Origin of the sequence: Sporomusa malonica (genome assembly GCF_900176355.1) — a bacterium.
In the GTDB taxonomy this organism is placed as follows: domain Bacteria; phylum Bacillota; class Negativicutes; order Sporomusales; family Sporomusaceae; genus Sporomusa; species Sporomusa malonica.
Genome location: NZ_FWXI01000023.1, coordinates 1 through 16,260, shown reverse-complemented (window position 1 = coordinate 16,260; position 16,260 = coordinate 1). Strand labels below are relative to the sequence as shown.

The 16,260-nt window shown below is 45.0% G+C and carries 23 protein-coding genes, 1 tRNA gene and 1 riboswitch; of the genes, 4 read left to right on the top strand and 20 right to left on the bottom strand.

Annotated elements, in window-relative coordinates:
* The first annotated feature begins 107 nt into the window (after positions 1-107).
* Positions 108-941, top strand: a complete 834-nt coding sequence (locus B9A22_RS20235) for a helix-turn-helix transcriptional regulator (RefSeq protein ID WP_217806000.1) — start codon at positions 108-110, stop codon at positions 939-941.
* Positions 942-1,022: 81 nt separating this feature from the next.
* Here the strand turns inward: B9A22_RS20235 and B9A22_RS26415 are convergent, their stop codons facing one another.
* The 10 genes from B9A22_RS26415 to B9A22_RS25605 form a co-directional block, all read right to left on the bottom strand.
* On the bottom strand, positions 1,023-1,148 hold the full coding sequence (locus B9A22_RS26415; RefSeq protein ID WP_281252416.1) for a hypothetical protein: 126 nt from the start codon (positions 1,146-1,148) through the stop codon (positions 1,023-1,025).
* Positions 1,149-1,280: 132 nt separating this feature from the next.
* Entirely contained in the window at positions 1,281-1,430 is a 150-nt protein-coding gene (locus B9A22_RS26495; RefSeq protein ID WP_342747858.1) for a hypothetical protein, read from the bottom strand.
* Positions 1,431-1,473: 43 nt separating this feature from the next.
* On the bottom strand, positions 1,474-1,926 hold the full coding sequence (gene ku, locus B9A22_RS20230) for a non-homologous end joining protein Ku (protein ID WP_342747857.1): 453 nt from the start codon (positions 1,924-1,926) through the stop codon (positions 1,474-1,476).
* A 145-nt stretch (positions 1,927-2,071) separates the two neighbouring features.
* A complete protein-coding gene (locus B9A22_RS20225) occupies positions 2,072-2,317 on the bottom strand; it encodes a Nif11-like leader peptide family RiPP precursor (RefSeq protein WP_084577759.1) in 246 nt (81 codons plus the stop codon).
* 82 nt (positions 2,318-2,399) lie between these two features.
* A complete protein-coding gene (locus B9A22_RS20220; protein WP_084577758.1) occupies positions 2,400-2,630 on the bottom strand; it encodes a hypothetical protein in 231 nt (76 codons plus the stop codon).
* Positions 2,631-2,638: 8 nt separating this feature from the next.
* Entirely contained in the window at positions 2,639-3,874 is a 1,236-nt protein-coding gene (locus B9A22_RS20215) for a DNA polymerase Y family protein (protein ID WP_084577757.1), read from the bottom strand.
* A 1-nt stretch (position 3,875) separates the two neighbouring features.
* Positions 3,876-4,073, bottom strand: a complete 198-nt coding sequence (locus tag B9A22_RS20210) for a LexA family protein (protein WP_084577756.1) — start codon at positions 4,071-4,073, stop codon at positions 3,876-3,878.
* Between the two features lie 133 nt (positions 4,074-4,206).
* Positions 4,207-4,392 carry a hypothetical protein gene (locus B9A22_RS20205; protein WP_084577755.1) on the bottom strand — a complete coding sequence of 62 codons (186 nt, stop codon included), beginning with the start codon at positions 4,390-4,392 and terminating at the stop codon, positions 4,207-4,209.
* Positions 4,393-4,455: 63 nt separating this feature from the next.
* Entirely contained in the window at positions 4,456-4,680 is a 225-nt protein-coding gene (locus B9A22_RS20200) for a hypothetical protein (protein ID WP_084577754.1), read from the bottom strand.
* 119 nt (positions 4,681-4,799) lie between these two features.
* Positions 4,800-4,896: transfer RNA gene (locus B9A22_RS25605), tRNA-Sec, on the bottom strand.
* Between the two features lie 363 nt (positions 4,897-5,259).
* Here B9A22_RS25605 and B9A22_RS20195 point away from each other — a divergent pair.
* The 3 genes from B9A22_RS20195 (at position 5,260) to B9A22_RS20185 (ending at position 7,595) form a co-directional block, all read left to right on the top strand.
* Positions 5,260-6,672, top strand: coding sequence for an ammonium transporter (locus B9A22_RS20195; RefSeq protein ID WP_084577753.1), 1,413 nt, complete (start codon positions 5,260-5,262; stop codon positions 6,670-6,672).
* A gap of 23 nt (positions 6,673-6,695) precedes the next feature.
* Complete coding sequence (locus tag B9A22_RS20190) at positions 6,696-7,067, top strand: P-II family nitrogen regulator (RefSeq protein ID WP_084577752.1); 372 nt, start codon at positions 6,696-6,698, stop codon at positions 7,065-7,067.
* Positions 7,068-7,223: 156 nt separating this feature from the next.
* Entirely contained in the window at positions 7,224-7,595 is a 372-nt protein-coding gene (locus tag B9A22_RS20185) for a P-II family nitrogen regulator (protein ID WP_084577751.1), read from the top strand.
* A 228-nt stretch (positions 7,596-7,823) separates the two neighbouring features.
* On the opposite strand, the gene feoB is transcribed toward B9A22_RS20185, so the two are convergent.
* The 10 genes from feoB to B9A22_RS20135 form a co-directional block, all read right to left on the bottom strand.
* Positions 7,824-9,671, bottom strand: coding sequence for a ferrous iron transport protein B (gene feoB, locus B9A22_RS20180; RefSeq protein ID WP_084577750.1), 1,848 nt, complete (start codon positions 9,669-9,671; stop codon positions 7,824-7,826).
* A 16-nt stretch (positions 9,672-9,687) separates the two neighbouring features.
* Positions 9,688-9,906, bottom strand: coding sequence for a FeoA family protein (locus tag B9A22_RS20175; RefSeq protein WP_084577749.1), 219 nt, complete (start codon positions 9,904-9,906; stop codon positions 9,688-9,690).
* A 158-nt stretch (positions 9,907-10,064) separates the two neighbouring features.
* Entirely contained in the window at positions 10,065-11,015 is a 951-nt protein-coding gene (locus tag B9A22_RS20170) for an ABC transporter substrate-binding protein (protein ID WP_084577748.1), read from the bottom strand.
* Between the two features lie 26 nt (positions 11,016-11,041).
* Positions 11,042-11,803, bottom strand: coding sequence for an ABC transporter ATP-binding protein (locus B9A22_RS20165; RefSeq protein ID WP_084577747.1), 762 nt, complete (start codon positions 11,801-11,803; stop codon positions 11,042-11,044).
* Between the two features lie 11 nt (positions 11,804-11,814).
* A complete protein-coding gene (locus tag B9A22_RS20160; RefSeq protein ID WP_084577746.1) occupies positions 11,815-12,873 on the bottom strand; it encodes a FecCD family ABC transporter permease in 1,059 nt (352 codons plus the stop codon).
* The gene (cobI, locus tag B9A22_RS20155; RefSeq protein WP_084577745.1) at positions 12,870-13,592 is read right to left on the bottom strand and encodes a precorrin-2 C(20)-methyltransferase; all 723 of its coding nucleotides are present in this window, start codon (positions 13,590-13,592) and stop codon (positions 12,870-12,872) included. Before cobI ends, B9A22_RS20160 begins: the two co-directional genes overlap by 4 nt.
* Positions 13,593-13,704: 112 nt before the next feature.
* Positions 13,705-13,888, bottom strand: a riboswitch (cobalamin riboswitch).
* 44 nt (positions 13,889-13,932) lie between these two features.
* The gene (locus B9A22_RS20150; RefSeq protein WP_084577744.1) at positions 13,933-14,214 is read right to left on the bottom strand and encodes a hypothetical protein; all 282 of its coding nucleotides are present in this window, start codon (positions 14,212-14,214) and stop codon (positions 13,933-13,935) included.
* Positions 14,215-14,293: 79 nt separating this feature from the next.
* On the bottom strand, positions 14,294-14,539 hold the full coding sequence (locus B9A22_RS20145; protein ID WP_245824076.1) for a hypothetical protein: 246 nt from the start codon (positions 14,537-14,539) through the stop codon (positions 14,294-14,296).
* A gap of 446 nt (positions 14,540-14,985) precedes the next feature.
* Complete coding sequence (locus tag B9A22_RS20140) at positions 14,986-15,213, bottom strand: hypothetical protein (RefSeq protein WP_084577742.1); 228 nt, start codon at positions 15,211-15,213, stop codon at positions 14,986-14,988.
* Positions 15,197-15,901 (bottom strand): hypothetical protein, encoded by a 705-nt coding sequence (locus tag B9A22_RS20135; RefSeq protein WP_139796323.1) that lies wholly within the window; start codon positions 15,899-15,901, stop codon positions 15,197-15,199. Before B9A22_RS20135 ends, B9A22_RS20140 begins: the two co-directional genes overlap by 17 nt.
* Between the last annotated feature and the right edge of the window lie 359 nt (positions 15,902-16,260).

The window sequence follows — 16,260 nt, the reverse complement described above, 5'->3', positions numbered from 1 at the left end:
GTTAACTGTACAAGTCTTTCTAGAATTATAATAATACAACTCTTATAATGTTAATAGGAGTGAATTTATACTGGTATAAATTATAATAGACAGGATTGATGACGAGTTTGAATAATGAGAAACATCGATATAAAGAACTAGCCGATTTTTTAAAAACGCGAAGAGCAAAAATATTACCATCGCAAGTAGCACTTTCATCGGGAACGCGTCGCCGTACTCCTGGCTTGAGAAGAGAGGAGGTAGCGCAGTTAGCTGGTATTGGCGTAACTTGGTATACATGGCTTGAACAAGGAAGACCTATTCATGTTTCAACGCAAGTAATAGAAAGCCTGTCTAAAGTTTTGTTGCTTGATAAACAAGAACGCATTCATCTTTACCTTTTAGCAAACCAACCGCTTCCAGCAGATATACAGAGATACCAAGGAACTGTAAGTCCAATACTTCAACATGTTCTGGATAGTTTAATATTTTGCCCATCTTTTGTCATGGATCAGCGGTGGAACGTTATTGCTTGGAACAAAGCAGCATGCTTAGTCCTTGGTGATTTTAGTAAAATGAACGTTCGCGAACGAAATGTAGTTTGGGGGATGTTCACAAATAATAAATATAAACAGTTATTTGTCGACTGGAATCTGCATGCCAAAGGTTTGCTAGGTCGATTTCGTTCAACTTGCGGGCAATATATCGAAGATTCTTGGCTTGCTCAGTTTATTGACGATCTTAAAATGCAAAGCATAGAATTTAATTTATGGTGGTCTCTACATGAAATTCAAAGTAATGGTGAAAAGTACAAACAATTGAACCATCCTGTTGCAGGAAGATTAGATTTTGAAGTTAGTAATTTTGATGTTTCTGATAATTCCTGCTTAAAATTGATTGTACATGTCCCTTTATCAGGAACAGATACTGCTACAAAAATGAAATCATTGTTGGATGAATAAAAAGTTATCTAACCTTTGACATTACAATCTAAATAACCTGCTAAAAACGAAACCCCTTGGCAAATGCCAAGGGGCTAACTATTACAACAATCCATCTATAATAACACCTAAAACAACAGTCCAGAATAACAATCTACCCCACACCGGCCACGGCTTTACCGTAGTCAAATTCGAAGTCTTGTACAATATCTCTCTAACATACGTCATAATACCGCCTCCTTACTATTATTATCGTTAAATAATATTTTTAGTTAAGGAGACATTGAGAATTATTTCTCAATGACCAACTATCTTCATCAGCACAAAATAATAAGCCATGGCACTCGTCGAGTCTTAATATTAACCAATTTTCTTTTTACTTTTAGGCTTCTCTTTTTCCTTTATCGCCCTGATGCTCGCTTCCAGCGCCGCCATAATATCGATTACCTTGCCACCGGGTTCAAGCTGTTTAGCTCCGACCTGTGCAGTCTCGGCTTTGCCATCAATCAAGCCCATTACAGATTTATAATACTCGTTCTCGTACTGAGTCGGATCAAAGTCTGTTACGATACTCTTTGCTCCGCAGTACAAACTTGGCAACGCCAACAACATTAGCCTCGGCCATGGACTGTAAGAGTAATGCGTATGCTTTCTGTGCGCCAGGCTCCGGCACCAAATAGTAGGATGAATCGTAGTGCCGTGGGTCTATTTGCTCAAGCTTAACAAAGTCATTTATTTCTATGACTCTGCTGGCAGCCGGCGTGATAGATTCCAACTCGTCTTCGGAGATCACTACATGTCGGTCAGGTGATATCTCGTAACCCTTGATGATATCCTGTTGCTGCACCTCGGTACCATCGTTGCCGACTTTCTTATATGCGATTCGGCTGTAGTCCGATTTCCGTAATTGATTAAAACTGATGGTTTTCTTGCGGGTAGCATTATATAGAGCCACCGGAACATTAACTAATCCGAAACTGAGCATGCCTTTCCAGATAGGTCTCATAACCTCACCTGCTTCTAGATATAGAAATAAAGCTGCCGTTGCTGGCAGCTGTTTAAATTTGATTATATCATGTTTGGCATTATCAGTCAGGCGGTATTATTTAGGCTATAACTCTGGCCTATTGGCAATCACAATGTCAGTTTACTTAGGTTACTGAGTCGGTAATTTGATCATTTACAGACGTAGGGAAAGCCCCTCCAGTTACGTTGTCCAAATCACTATCCTGTAGCTCTCCGTTTACCTGATTCAATTCTTCTTTTGTGAAATCATAACCTGATTGATTAAGAAACTTTTGAGCCTCTTCTAATGATTTTAATGCATTCATAGCAGTGGCAAACTCATGATCTGACTTCATTCGCTCAACAAATTTCTTAGCTGACTCAATGCTCATACATTACCTCCTAATATCCAAACTTATTAAAACAATTATACCATAATATTACAAAAGGTTAGTTAAAGATTTATTAAAGATATTATTTCTCAATAAACCATCTACCCTCATCGCAGAACAAACAAACCTGTTTACCGGCAACCTTACAGGTATATCTCATACCCTGGCCGCCAGCCTTTAAGGACGCTGCCATACGGACGTCGAGTACGCGATCAATGGAGAACTGCCGGCCATCCTTCCAAATCAGGGAAAGCGGTCTTATGATGCCTTCAATATCGTGCTTTGCAACTACTTCAATATGTACTTTCCCCATTTAATCACCTACTTAAAAAATGATACTGGATGTATTACGTGATCATCCTTAGGGTTAAATCCTGTCAGTTGTCGGTCTAAGAGCATAGCGCATCGCTGAACGCTATAATGGCCAAACCGCTTACGCAAGTTGTCAATCGTTCGCTCAAGCTCTTCTACTTCCGGCTTAGAATCGTCGAACAAGTCTAACTGAATATTGCCGGCTGCAGTCACCAGGTCAGCGCCACGAACGCCAAGGCTCCGGATAGGCTTACCCCAGCAATAATTCGCAGAGAATAACTCCATAGCTTTCTCAGCTATTTCACCGGATACGAATGTTGAGCCAGATAGTTTCCCCTGGCGCTCAAACGAATACAGTTCCTTATCGCGCACGCTGATTGATACCGTCTTGCATTTAAGGCCGTGCTTTCGCAGTCTGGCCGCCACACTCTCAGCCAGCACATAGATGATCAATTTGACATCGGTGTCATTAATCAGATCCCGTACAGTCGTAGTGCTATTGCCAACCGACTTAATCAGGCTTTCTTCGCCCGTTAGCCGTACCGGCGCCGAATCATATCCGTTAGCAAAACTCCATAGCGTTTCTCCCCAGATACCGAGCAAGAGCTTTAATTTATGGGTGTCTGCTTTTGCCAAGTCGCCGATTGTCCGTATTGCACGGTTTTGGAGTTTCTGTCCGGTTGAGCGGCCAACATAGAGCAGTTCGCCTACTGGTAGAGGCCAGACCTTATCGCGGTAATTATTCTCCGTAATGATCGTTGTGGCATCAGGTTTTTTCATATCTGATCCGATTTTGGCAAATATTTTATTGTAAGATACACCGACTGAGGCAGTAAGTCCTAGCTCATCCTTAAATCGTTGTCGGATAGTATCTGCAATAGTCGGGCCGTCACCAAACAATCCGGTCGATCCGGTCACATCAAGCCAGCATTCATCAATCCCGAAGCTCTCAATCTGATCTGTGTAGTCTGCGTAGATTGCTCTAGCCAGCCGTGAGAATCTCAGATACTTTCGAAAGTCTGCTGATACTTGCACCAGGCCGGGACATTTTTGTTTTGCCTCCCAGATTACGTCACCGGTTTTGACACCTGCCTTTTTGGCAATCTGATTCTTAGCCAGCACTATACCGTGTCGGGCTTCGGCATCACCACAGACGATTACCGGTTTGTCTCTAATTGCGGGGTTGTACAAGCACTCGGCAGATGCATAAAAATTGTTTAAATCGCAGTGCAAGATAGTACGCATTTTAAATTACCTTAATACAGCGCGGGCAGCCTGGCTTGCGCTGTATTAATCCCTGAGCTTCCAAGCGCGTAAGATAGGTATATACCGTAGCACTGCTACGAAGGCCAACTGCAGCACCGATTTCGCGGACTGTCGGTGGATAAGAATGCGGGTAATCGCGTAAAAAATTAATGATTGCTGATTGCTTTGCTGAGAGCATAATACCACTCCTTACAGAACATTTGTTCGTAGTTATTATAGAGCAAATGTTTGCAGGTGTAAAGAGGGGATAAATGGGAAAAAGCCGCTCCCATATTGGAGAGCGGTCAGTAAACTATTCCCATAAGTTGTTTTCACAAAGTCGTTCTGGAAATATCTGCGTACCAATCTTTATTATGCCAGCCATACCCGGCAGACCATTCCCAGTTACGATAATTATTAACCTTAAATACGCCAACGTCCCACTTGGCTTCATGCATTTTCTCCGTGTTCGGCACAACTACAGTACGATCAGTCTTTTCAAGTGCCAGCGGCGGCAATGTCTTGTCCTGCTGGTTTATTTTTTCTGCAACCTGCTCAGCAGCAGCCTGGACAGTAGGAGCCTACACAATATAGCGTACTTCCGGCTGTCGCTGTCCGGCTTTGGCCTCAGCAACTGCAGTGGCTAACATCTCGGCATTTTGCTTGCTCTCGTTGAGGGCGTTTTGCAGATAGTCGATATCCTTGACCTGCTGCTCAGTCAGCACGGTTGCTCGCTGTAATCGCGCCTCCTTGTCTGTGTTGTGCTGGTATAACAGCCATCCGGCCACCGCCACCAAAAAAGGCATAAAAAAGCAGTCCCAGGAGGTACCCTAGAACTGCTTACGCACACCGATTGCACACCGCCTCTATCAGTCTTGTTGCACACCGGCACATCAAAAATGCCTTTAGCCCCTTATAAAATCAGTGGCGGGAGCGTGTAGGAATCGAACCCACCATGGACGGATTAACGCCCAACGGACAGTTTTGAAGACTGCAGGAGCCACCAGGCCCCATCCGCTCCCATATTACTTTACATATATAATATATCATGAGAAGCAGCTTTATACAAGGTTCACCCCTAGCACACCATCAATAGAAATATCTCCACCACGAGGAACATATGATATTTTTTCTGAAATTCCGCTTGACACTCGCTTGGGTTATTTGGTATAGTAACTACAACAAGTAAATTACTTAGGCAATGAAGCCTTCGCAACTAATGCGAAGGCTTTTTCTGTCCTAATAGGCTATTTTCTGGACAATGGCGTCCTAGAGGTTTATTACCTTTAGGACGCTTTCTGTTTGGCACTTTGAGGGGGGGATGATGTACTTTCCAAAGCTTCGCTTTTACTTTTAAAAATATAACAAAAAGGAAGGGATTAATTATGAAAAAGTTGTGGACTATTTTTTCTATGTGCCTGTTATTAATGTTTATCCTAGTGCCGGTAGTTTTTGCTAGCGAAACTCCAGCTGAGCCGCCGAAAATCGATACCGGAGATACAACCTTTGTTCTGATGAGTGCTGCACTTGTTATGCTTATGACTCCTGGTCTGGCCTTATTCTATGGTGGTATGGTACGAACCAAAAATGCGTTAAGTACCATAATGCAAAGCTTTTTTGTCATTGGTTTAGTCTCTGTACAATGGGTATTATTCGGTTACTCTTTAGCCTTTGGTCCTGATATCAACCACTTCATTGGCGCACTCGACTGGATTGGTTTAAACGGGGTTGGTCAAGAAGCCAACGCTGACTATGCTGCCACAATTCCTCATCAGGCCTTTATGATTTTCCAAGGGATGTTTGCTGTCATTACTGCTGGCCTAATTACTGGTGCTTTTGCTGAGCGTATGAAGTTTGGTGCTTTCGTAGTATTCACTTTGCTCTGGACTACTTTTGTATATGATCCTATTGCTCACTGGGTATGGGGTGTAGGCGGTTGGATGCGTGAACTAGGCGTACTTGACTTTGCCGGCGGTACTGTTGTTCATATTATTTCAGGTGTTTCTGGTTTGGTTATTGCCCTGATGATTGGCAAACGTAAAGGATATGGTTCTGAAGTTATGATGCCACATCACCTGCCGATGACTGTTATTGGTGCTTCGCTTCTCTGGTTCGGCTGGTTCGGCTTTAATGCCGGCAGCGCCCTCTCTGCTAACGGCCTTGCTGCCAGCGCCTTTGTTGTTACTCATGTTGCTGCTGCTGCTGCCACTGTTTCCTGGGTATTGGTTGAATGGATGCATCATGGCAAACCAACCATTCTCGGTGCCGCTTCCGGTTGTGTTGCCGGTCTTGTTGCCATTACTCCTGCTGCTGGTTTTGTCAGCGTTGTCCCAGCCGTCATTATCGGCCTTTCTGCCGGCCTTATCTGCTACCTGGCAGTTGCCGTGCTTAAACCTAAACTTGGTTATGACGATTCTCTTGACGCTTTTGGCGTCCATGGCATTGGTGGCACCTGGGGTGCTATTGCTACCGGCCTATTCGCTTCCAAAGCAGTTAATCCTGCAGGTGCTGACGGCCTATTCTATGGTAATGCCAGTCAGCTTACCACTCAGCTTATCGGTGTCGGTGTCAGCTGGGTAGTAGCTGCCGTAATGACCTTTATTATCATCAAATTCATTGGGATGTTCATGCAAGTACGTGCTAATGCAGACCAAGAAGTTCAAGGTCTTGACATCACTGAACATGGCGAACGCGGCTATGCCTATCAAGACTTTATGGCTGGCTCACCGGTCAACTTCGGGGGATCAGTTAGTCCTACCGCTCATGAATCACTGGCAAAGAAAACAACACTGGCTTAAGTACTAATAAGGGGGAAATCATCATGAGACCAATTACTAAAATTGATATTATCACCCGCCCTGAGAAGCTTGAAGAACTCAAGGAGGCCATGAAAAAGATTAACGTTACCGGCATGACCGTAACTCAAGTATATGGCTGCGGTCTTACCAAAGGCCATACCGAGGTATATCGAGGCCAAGAATACAACATTAATCTTGTTCCAAAGGTTAAGATTGAGATTGTCGTTTGTGAGGTACCGGTAGAACGAGTACTGGAGGCTGCCAAACAGGCTTGCCGCACTGGTAAAATTGGCGATGGTAAAATCTTTGTCTACCCCGTAGCCAATGCGGTTCGCATCCGTACTGGCGAAGAAGGCGACATTGCCATTGCAGATCCGGCTGACATGCCAAAATAGTTCATAGAGCTAGCGTTAAACCCCAGGGCTAAGTTCACAAGCTTACCCTGGGGTTTCTCTATTATCACAAAACCCCTGCTTAGGAAACAGTTGCCAAAATATTCAGGATAGCTTAAACTATACTTAATTGTTATTCTCAGTAAGGGGGAAAACTACATGAGGCCCATAACTAAAATTGATATTATTACTCGACCGGAGAAGCTTGAAGAACTTAAATCAGCTATGAACCAAATCGGGGTAACAGGCATGACTGTCACCCAAGTATATGGCTGCGGCCTGACCAAAGGCCACACCGAGGTGTATCGGGGTCAGGAGTACAGTATCAATCTGGTTCCTAAGGTCAAGGTTGAGATTGTCGTTTGTGAAGTACCAGTGGAACGGGTATTAGAAGCTGCGAAATCAGCTTGCCGCACTGGTAAAATTGGCGACGGCAAAATTTTTGTCTACCCTATAGCCAACGCAGTTCGCATCCGTACCGGCGAAGAAGGTGACATCGCAATCATCGATCCTGCGGATATGCCCAAATAGTGCTCACCAAGTACAAGACCCCAGAATTCAGCTAAAACTGAACTCTGGGGTCTCTTATTTCACCTTATCCGGAACACTTATTCTGTTCTTTGCACTTGCTGCAATTTCCCTTACACTCGGTTAACAGCAGCTTATAGCAGCGCGGACAGCGTATCTCACCTTGCTCACATACCATTTTGCATTGCGGACATATTTGCTGCTTAATAATACTCACCTCTGCTAGGCGGTTTACATTACAAACGCGGCTACAATAGCGCCAACGATAAAGGCAAACACCCAAGAACTAAACCAAATCAAAGCGCCTTCCTTGCTGCCCCGCTCTTTGAACATGACGATTACAGTCGCAACACACGGAACAAACAATGTAATGGTGATCAGTGACACCAGCGTCTGAGCAGGAGTAAGATCCATATCAGTTAGACCGGCAGCACCGAAGTCGCGACGGATAAGGCCCATAATAAAGGCGGTAGCAGTTTCCCTTGGCAATTTAAGCATACCTTCAGTCAGCGGTGCAAGGGCTGATTGAATGCTATCCAGCAGCCCGCTCAGCTGTAGCACTGAGATAATGAGCGCACCCAGCATAAACAGCGGCGATGCCTCTAAGAGAAAGGCGTAGGATTTGGTAACGGTTTTTTTCAGTACATTCTCGCCGCGTGGTAAACGAATGGGCGGCAAATCAATTAATAGATCAGAAGACTGACCTGGCAATACTTTGTTAAGGATCTTTCCAGTTATCCCTAGCACTAACAAAATGACGCCGACGTAAATCATAATATATTTGGTGCCGATACCAGCCAGCATCCCGGCGATAACCCCCAGCTGAGCCGAACACGGTATCGCCAAACCAAGTACGGTAGTCGCAATAGTCCGTTCACGCTTTGTACCTAGAATCCGGGTAGTAATAGTAGCCATTGTTACACAGCCAAATCCTAAGATAAGCGGAATAACAGCCCGGCCATTTAGTCCGATACTGGTCATCACCCGATCCACCAGAGTGGCCAGGCGTGGCAGGTAGCCTGAGTCTTCCATGATCGACAGTACCAGATAAAAGCCTACAACAAGCGGTAACAACAATCCTAAAACATAAGTTACGGTCATAGTTAAGAGTCCAAATTCACCAATTAGGATTGTACCGATCATTGATTCTTCACTGACAAAACGTCCAACAAGAGACCGTACTGCCGGCTCATACATTCCCTGCATCACAGTTTCTTCAGTAAAACCGACAATATCCTGCGCAACAAGTACCCCAATCAAGTAATACATAAAATAAAGTATAACAGCAAAGATGGGAATACCGGTCCATGGCCTGAGCATATACCGTCCCAGCATAGTACCAAAACTAGCGCCTTCTTGCGTCTCGCGTACTACGTGGTGGATGATATCATTTACCCTGTGGCGGCGTCCATGATAGATTTCTTCCCGCTGCTGACCAGCAGGCACACCATGCCGTTCAGCCACATGTTGGTCTCCCTCAAGCACTAGGAGGGCCTCACCCAAGGAACCAATCCGGTTAAGCATGCTCTCGAGCTGTTTTTTTAAATCTGGCGGTATAATACCTGGGCGAGCTTCGTAAAGCCGGCTCTTAACTTCATCAAGCCCTTTGCCTTTCACGGCAATTGTCGAGATAACCGGCACACCTAAGAGATGCTCCAGCAAGTCAAGATCTACTTTGAGACCCTGATCGGCTGCTTCGTCCATCATATTGACTGCAACAATGGTAGGAATTCCAGTATCAATGACCTGCAGCGTCAAAAACAAGTCACGCTCTAAATGCACAGCGTCAACTACATTTAAAATCAAATCAGCCGACAGGATAACATCTCTGGCCACGATCTCTTCATCATTGAAGGAAGAAATGCCGTATACTCCAGGAGTATCAATGACTACGTCTTTACCGTAGCGTCCGTGTGATATATCAACCGTTGTTCCCGGGAAGTTAGAAACATCCACATACATACCTGTTAAGGCATTAAAAAATACTGACTTACCTACATTGGGATTACCGACGAGAACAATCTTTTTGGCTCCCTCAGGGATTTCTATATGTCCTAAGTTATTATGGCAGTGACTCATTTTCTCCTCCTGCGACTTATGCTGGTTTCACTTCAATATTTTCAGCCAGACGGCGACCAATTGCAATCTCCTGTTTGCCTCTGCTGACAACGATTGGTCCTGCAGGCAATTTCTCATAACATTCGACTTCAGACCCCTCGGCAATACCGAAACGGATAGCCTGAGCCCTGATTGTAGGGTTAGGAATAGCTGCAATCACTAGACGTTGACCACGCTTGGCTTGTGCAAGTGTCATGACGAATTCCTCCGTATTGATAATCATTATCATTATTAGGGTAAAAAAATTTATGCCCCCATTACTGGTGGTATAAATGACATTTATTCTCACTCATATTATATGAATTTATATATAACTTGTCAAGTAGGAATTGAATCATTTGTGAATTAATTCCTTTATTTAGCGGCAAATACTTCTGGGTAAATCATCTTAGCCAATTGTTCAACACCCTCAGCCAAACGGAAGGTCGGGCTTGATACCAGCTTCTCATCAACAATATAGATTTTGCCTTCACGCACTGCCTTGATTTTGTCAAAACCCGGGCGCTGCTTGATATTGTCCGGGTTAATGCCAGGATTCATCGGGCCGCGCTGAGCCAGGAAAATATCAATCTCTTCAGCCTTCATCAACAACCGCTCACTGCCATAAGCGGCAATACTGCTGGCAGCCTTCAGCGGCTGAGCATCTGCGGCCACATTGATACCGCCGGCCAACTTAAGTACTGTGCCGGGCATACTGTCTGGTGTAATTGTCCGGTATTCGGTCGCAGTTGCCTCAAAGTATACGCGTTGTTTAACCGAAGCCTTAGCAGTACGCTCGGCAACCTCTTTTAGCTTGCTATGAAAGGCGGCCAGTTTATCGGCAGCCTGTTGCTGTTTGCCTGTCAGTATAGCCATTTTTTGGATATAGCTGTCAAACTCCTCAAATTTCTCAGGGTAAAGACATACAACCTTAATATTAGCCTGCTCTAATGTTTTAACAAAGTCGGGATGACTTTGCTTGATAAACGGCCTGATAATGACTAGGTCAGGCTGGGCGGCCAACACTTTTTCAGGATCGGCACGATAATCAAACACCTGCTTATTCTTAGCCGCCGGATCAGATTCGGTCGGACTGACACCAATAATCTCAGCCTCAAGGCCAAGTGCTATGAGGTTCTCAGTATGAGCCGAGTACAGTGAAATAATGCGTTTTGCCGGCTGTTTAAGGACAACTGTCTGATTTAAATCATCTGTAATTTTTATGCCGCCCTCTGCGGGGCCTGCAGCCGGCTTGGAAGCACCGCAGCCGGCGATAGCTGCCATGAGCATAACAAGGGCCACTATATATAGTACTTTTGTTTTCATACCCTTACTTTTCTCCCCCCTGCTTTTTACAAGTCTGCGAGCACTGCCAGGCCTGTTTCCCCAGCCCGGACAACCTTGATGTTAAACACTTCCCGGATAAGTTCAGGGTCAAGGACACTAGATGCTGGACCGTGTTTAACCAAACGCCCTGACTTAAGGACAGCAGCGTCTGAGCAAAAGGCACTGGCTAGGTTAAGGTCATGAATAATGGATACTACCGTCAGCCCCTGCTTAGCACACAGTTCTTTGAGCAGATTCAGACATTTGATGCTGTAGTAAATATCCATATTAGAAAAGGATTCATCTAAAAATAAAATATCAGGCTTCTGAGCCAAGGCTTTAGCAAATATGACCCGCTGACGTTCGCCGCCGCTTAACTCAGTAACAAGCCGACCGGCAAAATCCAGTGTCTCAGTAAGGCGCATGGCATTTTCGATGATCTCTAAATCCTCGCCAGCCAAACCCTGAAGCCTTGTTTTATAAGGTGTGCGCCCCATGCCGACAATCTCAAAACAGGTATAGGGAAACTTGATGTCCATATTTTGCGGTACAACAGCAATATGGCGGGCCAGTTCTTCAATCCTGTAAGAACCGATATCCCGCCCCTTAATTGTTATATTGCCTGAAGCCGCCTTAAGCTGACCGGTAATAATATTTAGCAGTGTCGTCTTACCTGAGCCATTAGGCCCAACAATACCGGTAAAACTTCCCGGCCTGATACTTAGACTAATGTCTTTAAGTACCTGCTTGGCTGTATAGTCAAATTGTATATTTTCTACTTTAATCATTTATAACGCTCCTACCCAAGCGTCTTGCTTCGCATCCTAAAAATATAGACAAAGAACGGACCGCCTAACAGCGTTGTCAGTACCCCGACAGGTATCTCAACATTGCCTACCGAACGGCCAAAGGTATCAGCCGTTAAGAGCAGTATTCCGCCTGTTAGTCCGCACAGCGGAATCAGCGCCTTGTTGTCAGAGCCTGTCAGCATCCTGACCATATGCGGGACAATGAGACCGACAAAACCAATAATCCCGCCAATCGCCACACATACCGCCGTAATCAGTGCCCCAGCACCTAAGAGGATTGTCCGCAGTCGCGAGGCATTAATTCCCAGACTGCGCGCCTCGCGATCACCCAAGGATACGATATTGAGGTCTTCAGCATAGTAATAACATAAGAAACAGGCAGCCAGTATCAGCGGCCAGCCATATAGCACATGCTCCCAGCTTTTAGCTGCCAAACTGCCGATCAGCCAGGCAACAATAGCTGATACCTGCTCACCGGCCAGGCTCTTAACCATACTGATGGCTGCTGATAAGATGCTGCTGACAATAATCCCGGCAATCACCAGATTAGCAGAGGTCACATAACCACCCACGCGGGCCATGGACATCACGATAAGCAGTGTCGCCACAGCGCCGCCAAAGGCAAATAGTGTCACAGGCAAGCCACCCTGGGCAAAGATGTTTAGGTAAATGGCCACACTGGCACCAAACGCCGCCCCAGTTGATACGCCCATGGTATACGAATCAGCCAAGGGGTTCATTAAGAGGGCTTGAAAGACTACCCCTGCCACAGCTAAACCGCCGCCAACAGCAATGGCGGCTAAAATACGCGGCAGGCGGATATCCCAGATGATCGCCGTTTTAGCGGCATTGATGTGGCTGTATGCCTCCTCGCTGCCAGTTACCTTGCCATAGATAACACTTGCGGCATCAGCCATACTAATGTCAGCCCGGCCAAAGCCGACAGCCGCTAAGGCAAACAGCGCCATTGCCGCCAGGAGAACTAAACCCGCTATGCGGATTTTGGCCTGTTTACGGTGAAGAAGCGCTGTTAAAGAGCTGCTGCTCATGCCAATGCGTGTTTACTCACTTTGGAGCGTTTGGTCAGGATGGTTGAAAGATAATTTACCTTTTTGCTGCCTGAGGCGACTAAGTCATGTGTAATCTCTTCCCCTTCAAGGCCACATTTTGAAACCATAACGGCGTGCTCCACCATGCCATGTTTATGTAGTTTTTCAACAATCTCGTTATAATTTTTATAAACTTTCATCAGTACCACATTGTCAGATACAGCCAGCACTTTTTCCAAGCGCTCATCATCGATGGTAGCCGGTACAATGCTCAGGATATCGCCGCCTTCAGCCAACGCCACTCCCAGGCGGTTACCAATAGCCGAGAAGGAATTAACTCCAGGAATATTGACGATTTCATGACCTGAATCCTCCAATAGGCGAAACACATACATATAGGTGCTATAGAGCATAGGATCACCTAAGGTTAGAAAAGCTACTTTCTTGCCAGCCTCTAAAAGCTTGAGGATGGTTTCTTTATTGCTCACCCAAGCGTCAGACAGCGCCTGAGCGTTGTAGTTCATGGGGAATACCAGTTCCAGCACTTCACTGCCTTCATGAATATATGGACGCGCAATGGACAGTGCCGTACTTTCGTCTTTTTTCTCAGTGCGGGGAGCAATAACTACATCTGCTGTCTTAATAGCATTTATGGCTTTCAAAGTAAGTAATTCGGGGTCGCCAGGCCCTACGCCGACGCCGTAAAAAATTCCTGACATATAGAAACATCTCCTTAAAAATAATAAAATCTCTGTCACCACACGATGGTATGACAGAGATTGTTTGCCTAAAAAGACGCACAAATCCCCTCCCCATCGCTCGTGGGTTAAAACGGTGATTGTCAAACAGGCAGTTCTTCTGACTTAGGTTCATAGCCAAACTGCGCCTTCCCAAAATAGCTTACTATTCCAGTGGCTTGTTGCAGGCGGCTCCCCATCACAGCGGCGGGACCGTGCCGGTTTTGCACCGGCTTCCCTATTAAGCCCAATCGGGCACCTGTTCCATATTGAATTAATTAAATTGTATGATTAAAGGTAAGAAAAGTCAAGGAATTTATAGTCAGGCCCTGCTTGGCCATGTTCTGTCCTTATTACTAATTTTACTGCCATTAAATAGAAAACGCATAATAGTTAGTACTTCAGAAGGTTTCATCTGATCATTATAGCCTAACTCTTTAAACTCAGCCCAAATACTATCTTCGAATTCTTGAGAAAGCGCTGTCAGACTCTTAATTTCACTAACAACAGCTTTGATTTCATCGTTATCCATCAATGCAATGATGCTTTGGCCTTTTTCCATACCAATGATCATAAGAAAAATGGCCACCTTTTTTAGTGGCATCAATACGGACTACCTCCAATCTCCCTGTGCCCAAATACTAGATCCACAGCAACCTCACTGTCGATTCTATTTCAGCTACCTATTCCTCACGTTTTTTCTCCATAGCTTCCCGTGCATAGCGCTTTGCCTCATCGAGTTCCCGCTGTGTGAGCATCGAATTTCGCAGCTTATTAACTTTTTTACCGAGATGCTCATTGAGAAAGCGAAAGGTGGACGACTTTGCCTCCAGTTCGTCTCTCATGAAACGGATACACCCGTGACATTCGGGATTGCGCACCACATGTTTTCGGGCATCGATCCCGTGCCACCAGGCCATGCTACGCATACCCAGCAGTAGTGGCTCCCGAATCAGACGGAACCACCAATGCCGTTCATAGCACCACTTAGCAAGTCGGGACGCGCAGTTTTTGCAAACTATCGGGGATAACTCCTGTTGTGTCATAGTCAAATTCTTCTTTCTCTACAAATACCCATTCACTGTAGATTACCTTAAATATATTAACCGAAGGCTGGCGCAGACTTTACCGATGCCCAGCCTTCAGTTTGTCTACTGATCAGCTCGTGATCAACTAGTATATGCAACTAGTCGCACTACCTATCTATATTTTACCAATTATACATTTACACTGCAACCATTAGAACCAAAACCGAAGAACACGGAGGCCTTTCTAAAGGGCTGTTATGGAGATCGGGTTGGCACTGGTAAGCTCGTTGCCGATGGTTTAGGCCTGACGTCTGCAGCTGTATCTCCATCGGACATAGCAACGCTCGTTACGTTTTCGATGTTGGACTAGATGTTGTAGAATTACAACAGATAAAAGAAGATCTAGTCCAACGCCGAAAACGGCAGTTATAGCAGGAAATTATTTCATCTGCTACCGCTTCTTCTTCAACGTCAGAATGAAAGGCTAGACAGCTTTCAGCCGCAGCAGCGGCCCCGGTCCACTCCTTCTTACCAGCACTAAACTCTTTTTCCCCTTTTTCATTGATCCGCCACAAGAGTTCTCATCTCCTCGTAGGTACCAAGTTGTTTTTTAGAACAGGTTGCCCATAAACTTGGACTATCAACATCATCTAACTTATGAACTAAAACTACTGCCTTCCCCTCCATCAGAATCGACTTAACCATATTTCCCAATAAGATTAATTCAGAATCTCCTAAATATCCTCCATGCAGGTTTTTCACCTTGTCAACAGCGGGATGAGAACAAAGCTCCCGAACATTTATGATGTTATTAAGTGCATTAATTTTGACTTTTCCCTTTATCCAGCCATCATTGTCACTTAAACGCAAACCGGCTCCGGCTAAAGCCCCGATGATTCCCTGTCCACTACCGCCATGCTCAGAAAGATGAACCTTCAACTGCCTAGCCAAGCTATATGCATCGTCTTTTGTGACTACTTCCCGCTTTACTCGGTATCCAAAATCGATCAAACTCTGATTATCAAGAAACTCATCACTAACAACCACACATAAACCAGGATCCGCTTCCACTTGACTTTCCTGCTCTAGAAAATCAGATGCATAGTCAATAATCTGCTGTAAATATTCAATTTTGATATCAGCTTTAAAACACATTGAACTATTATGCGAGGTATACGGAACAGCCGGATCAAGCAGCAACTGGTGGCGTGTAATCCAAGAACATTTACCCCAGTCATGTTTTTCAATGGCATAGGCAATCATTTCGGCCAGTTCCCCCGTCCCTTGTAAGATGTAGTACAGAAGGGTTATCCATTCTGGGGCAGAAAAACTCCGAACAATCAGTTTTATGTATAATTAGGAAGAAGGATATGAATGTCCCTGTCCCAGGGAAGAATTTTTCTATACCCATGACATTAGACGATTCATCCATTTCCAAAGAATTTACGTTTTAGCTGGTTGGGAGCTTATTCCCGCTTCACGTGCAAGGTTGTAATCTTTGATATTGGAATGGATAATCCTTCAATATATTTCTTGGAGGCCCGTTATGATAACTAATCGTCCAGTTATTGGTATTGATGTAGCCAAAAATTTTTGTTATTACGCAGCAGTTTCGCCAACCT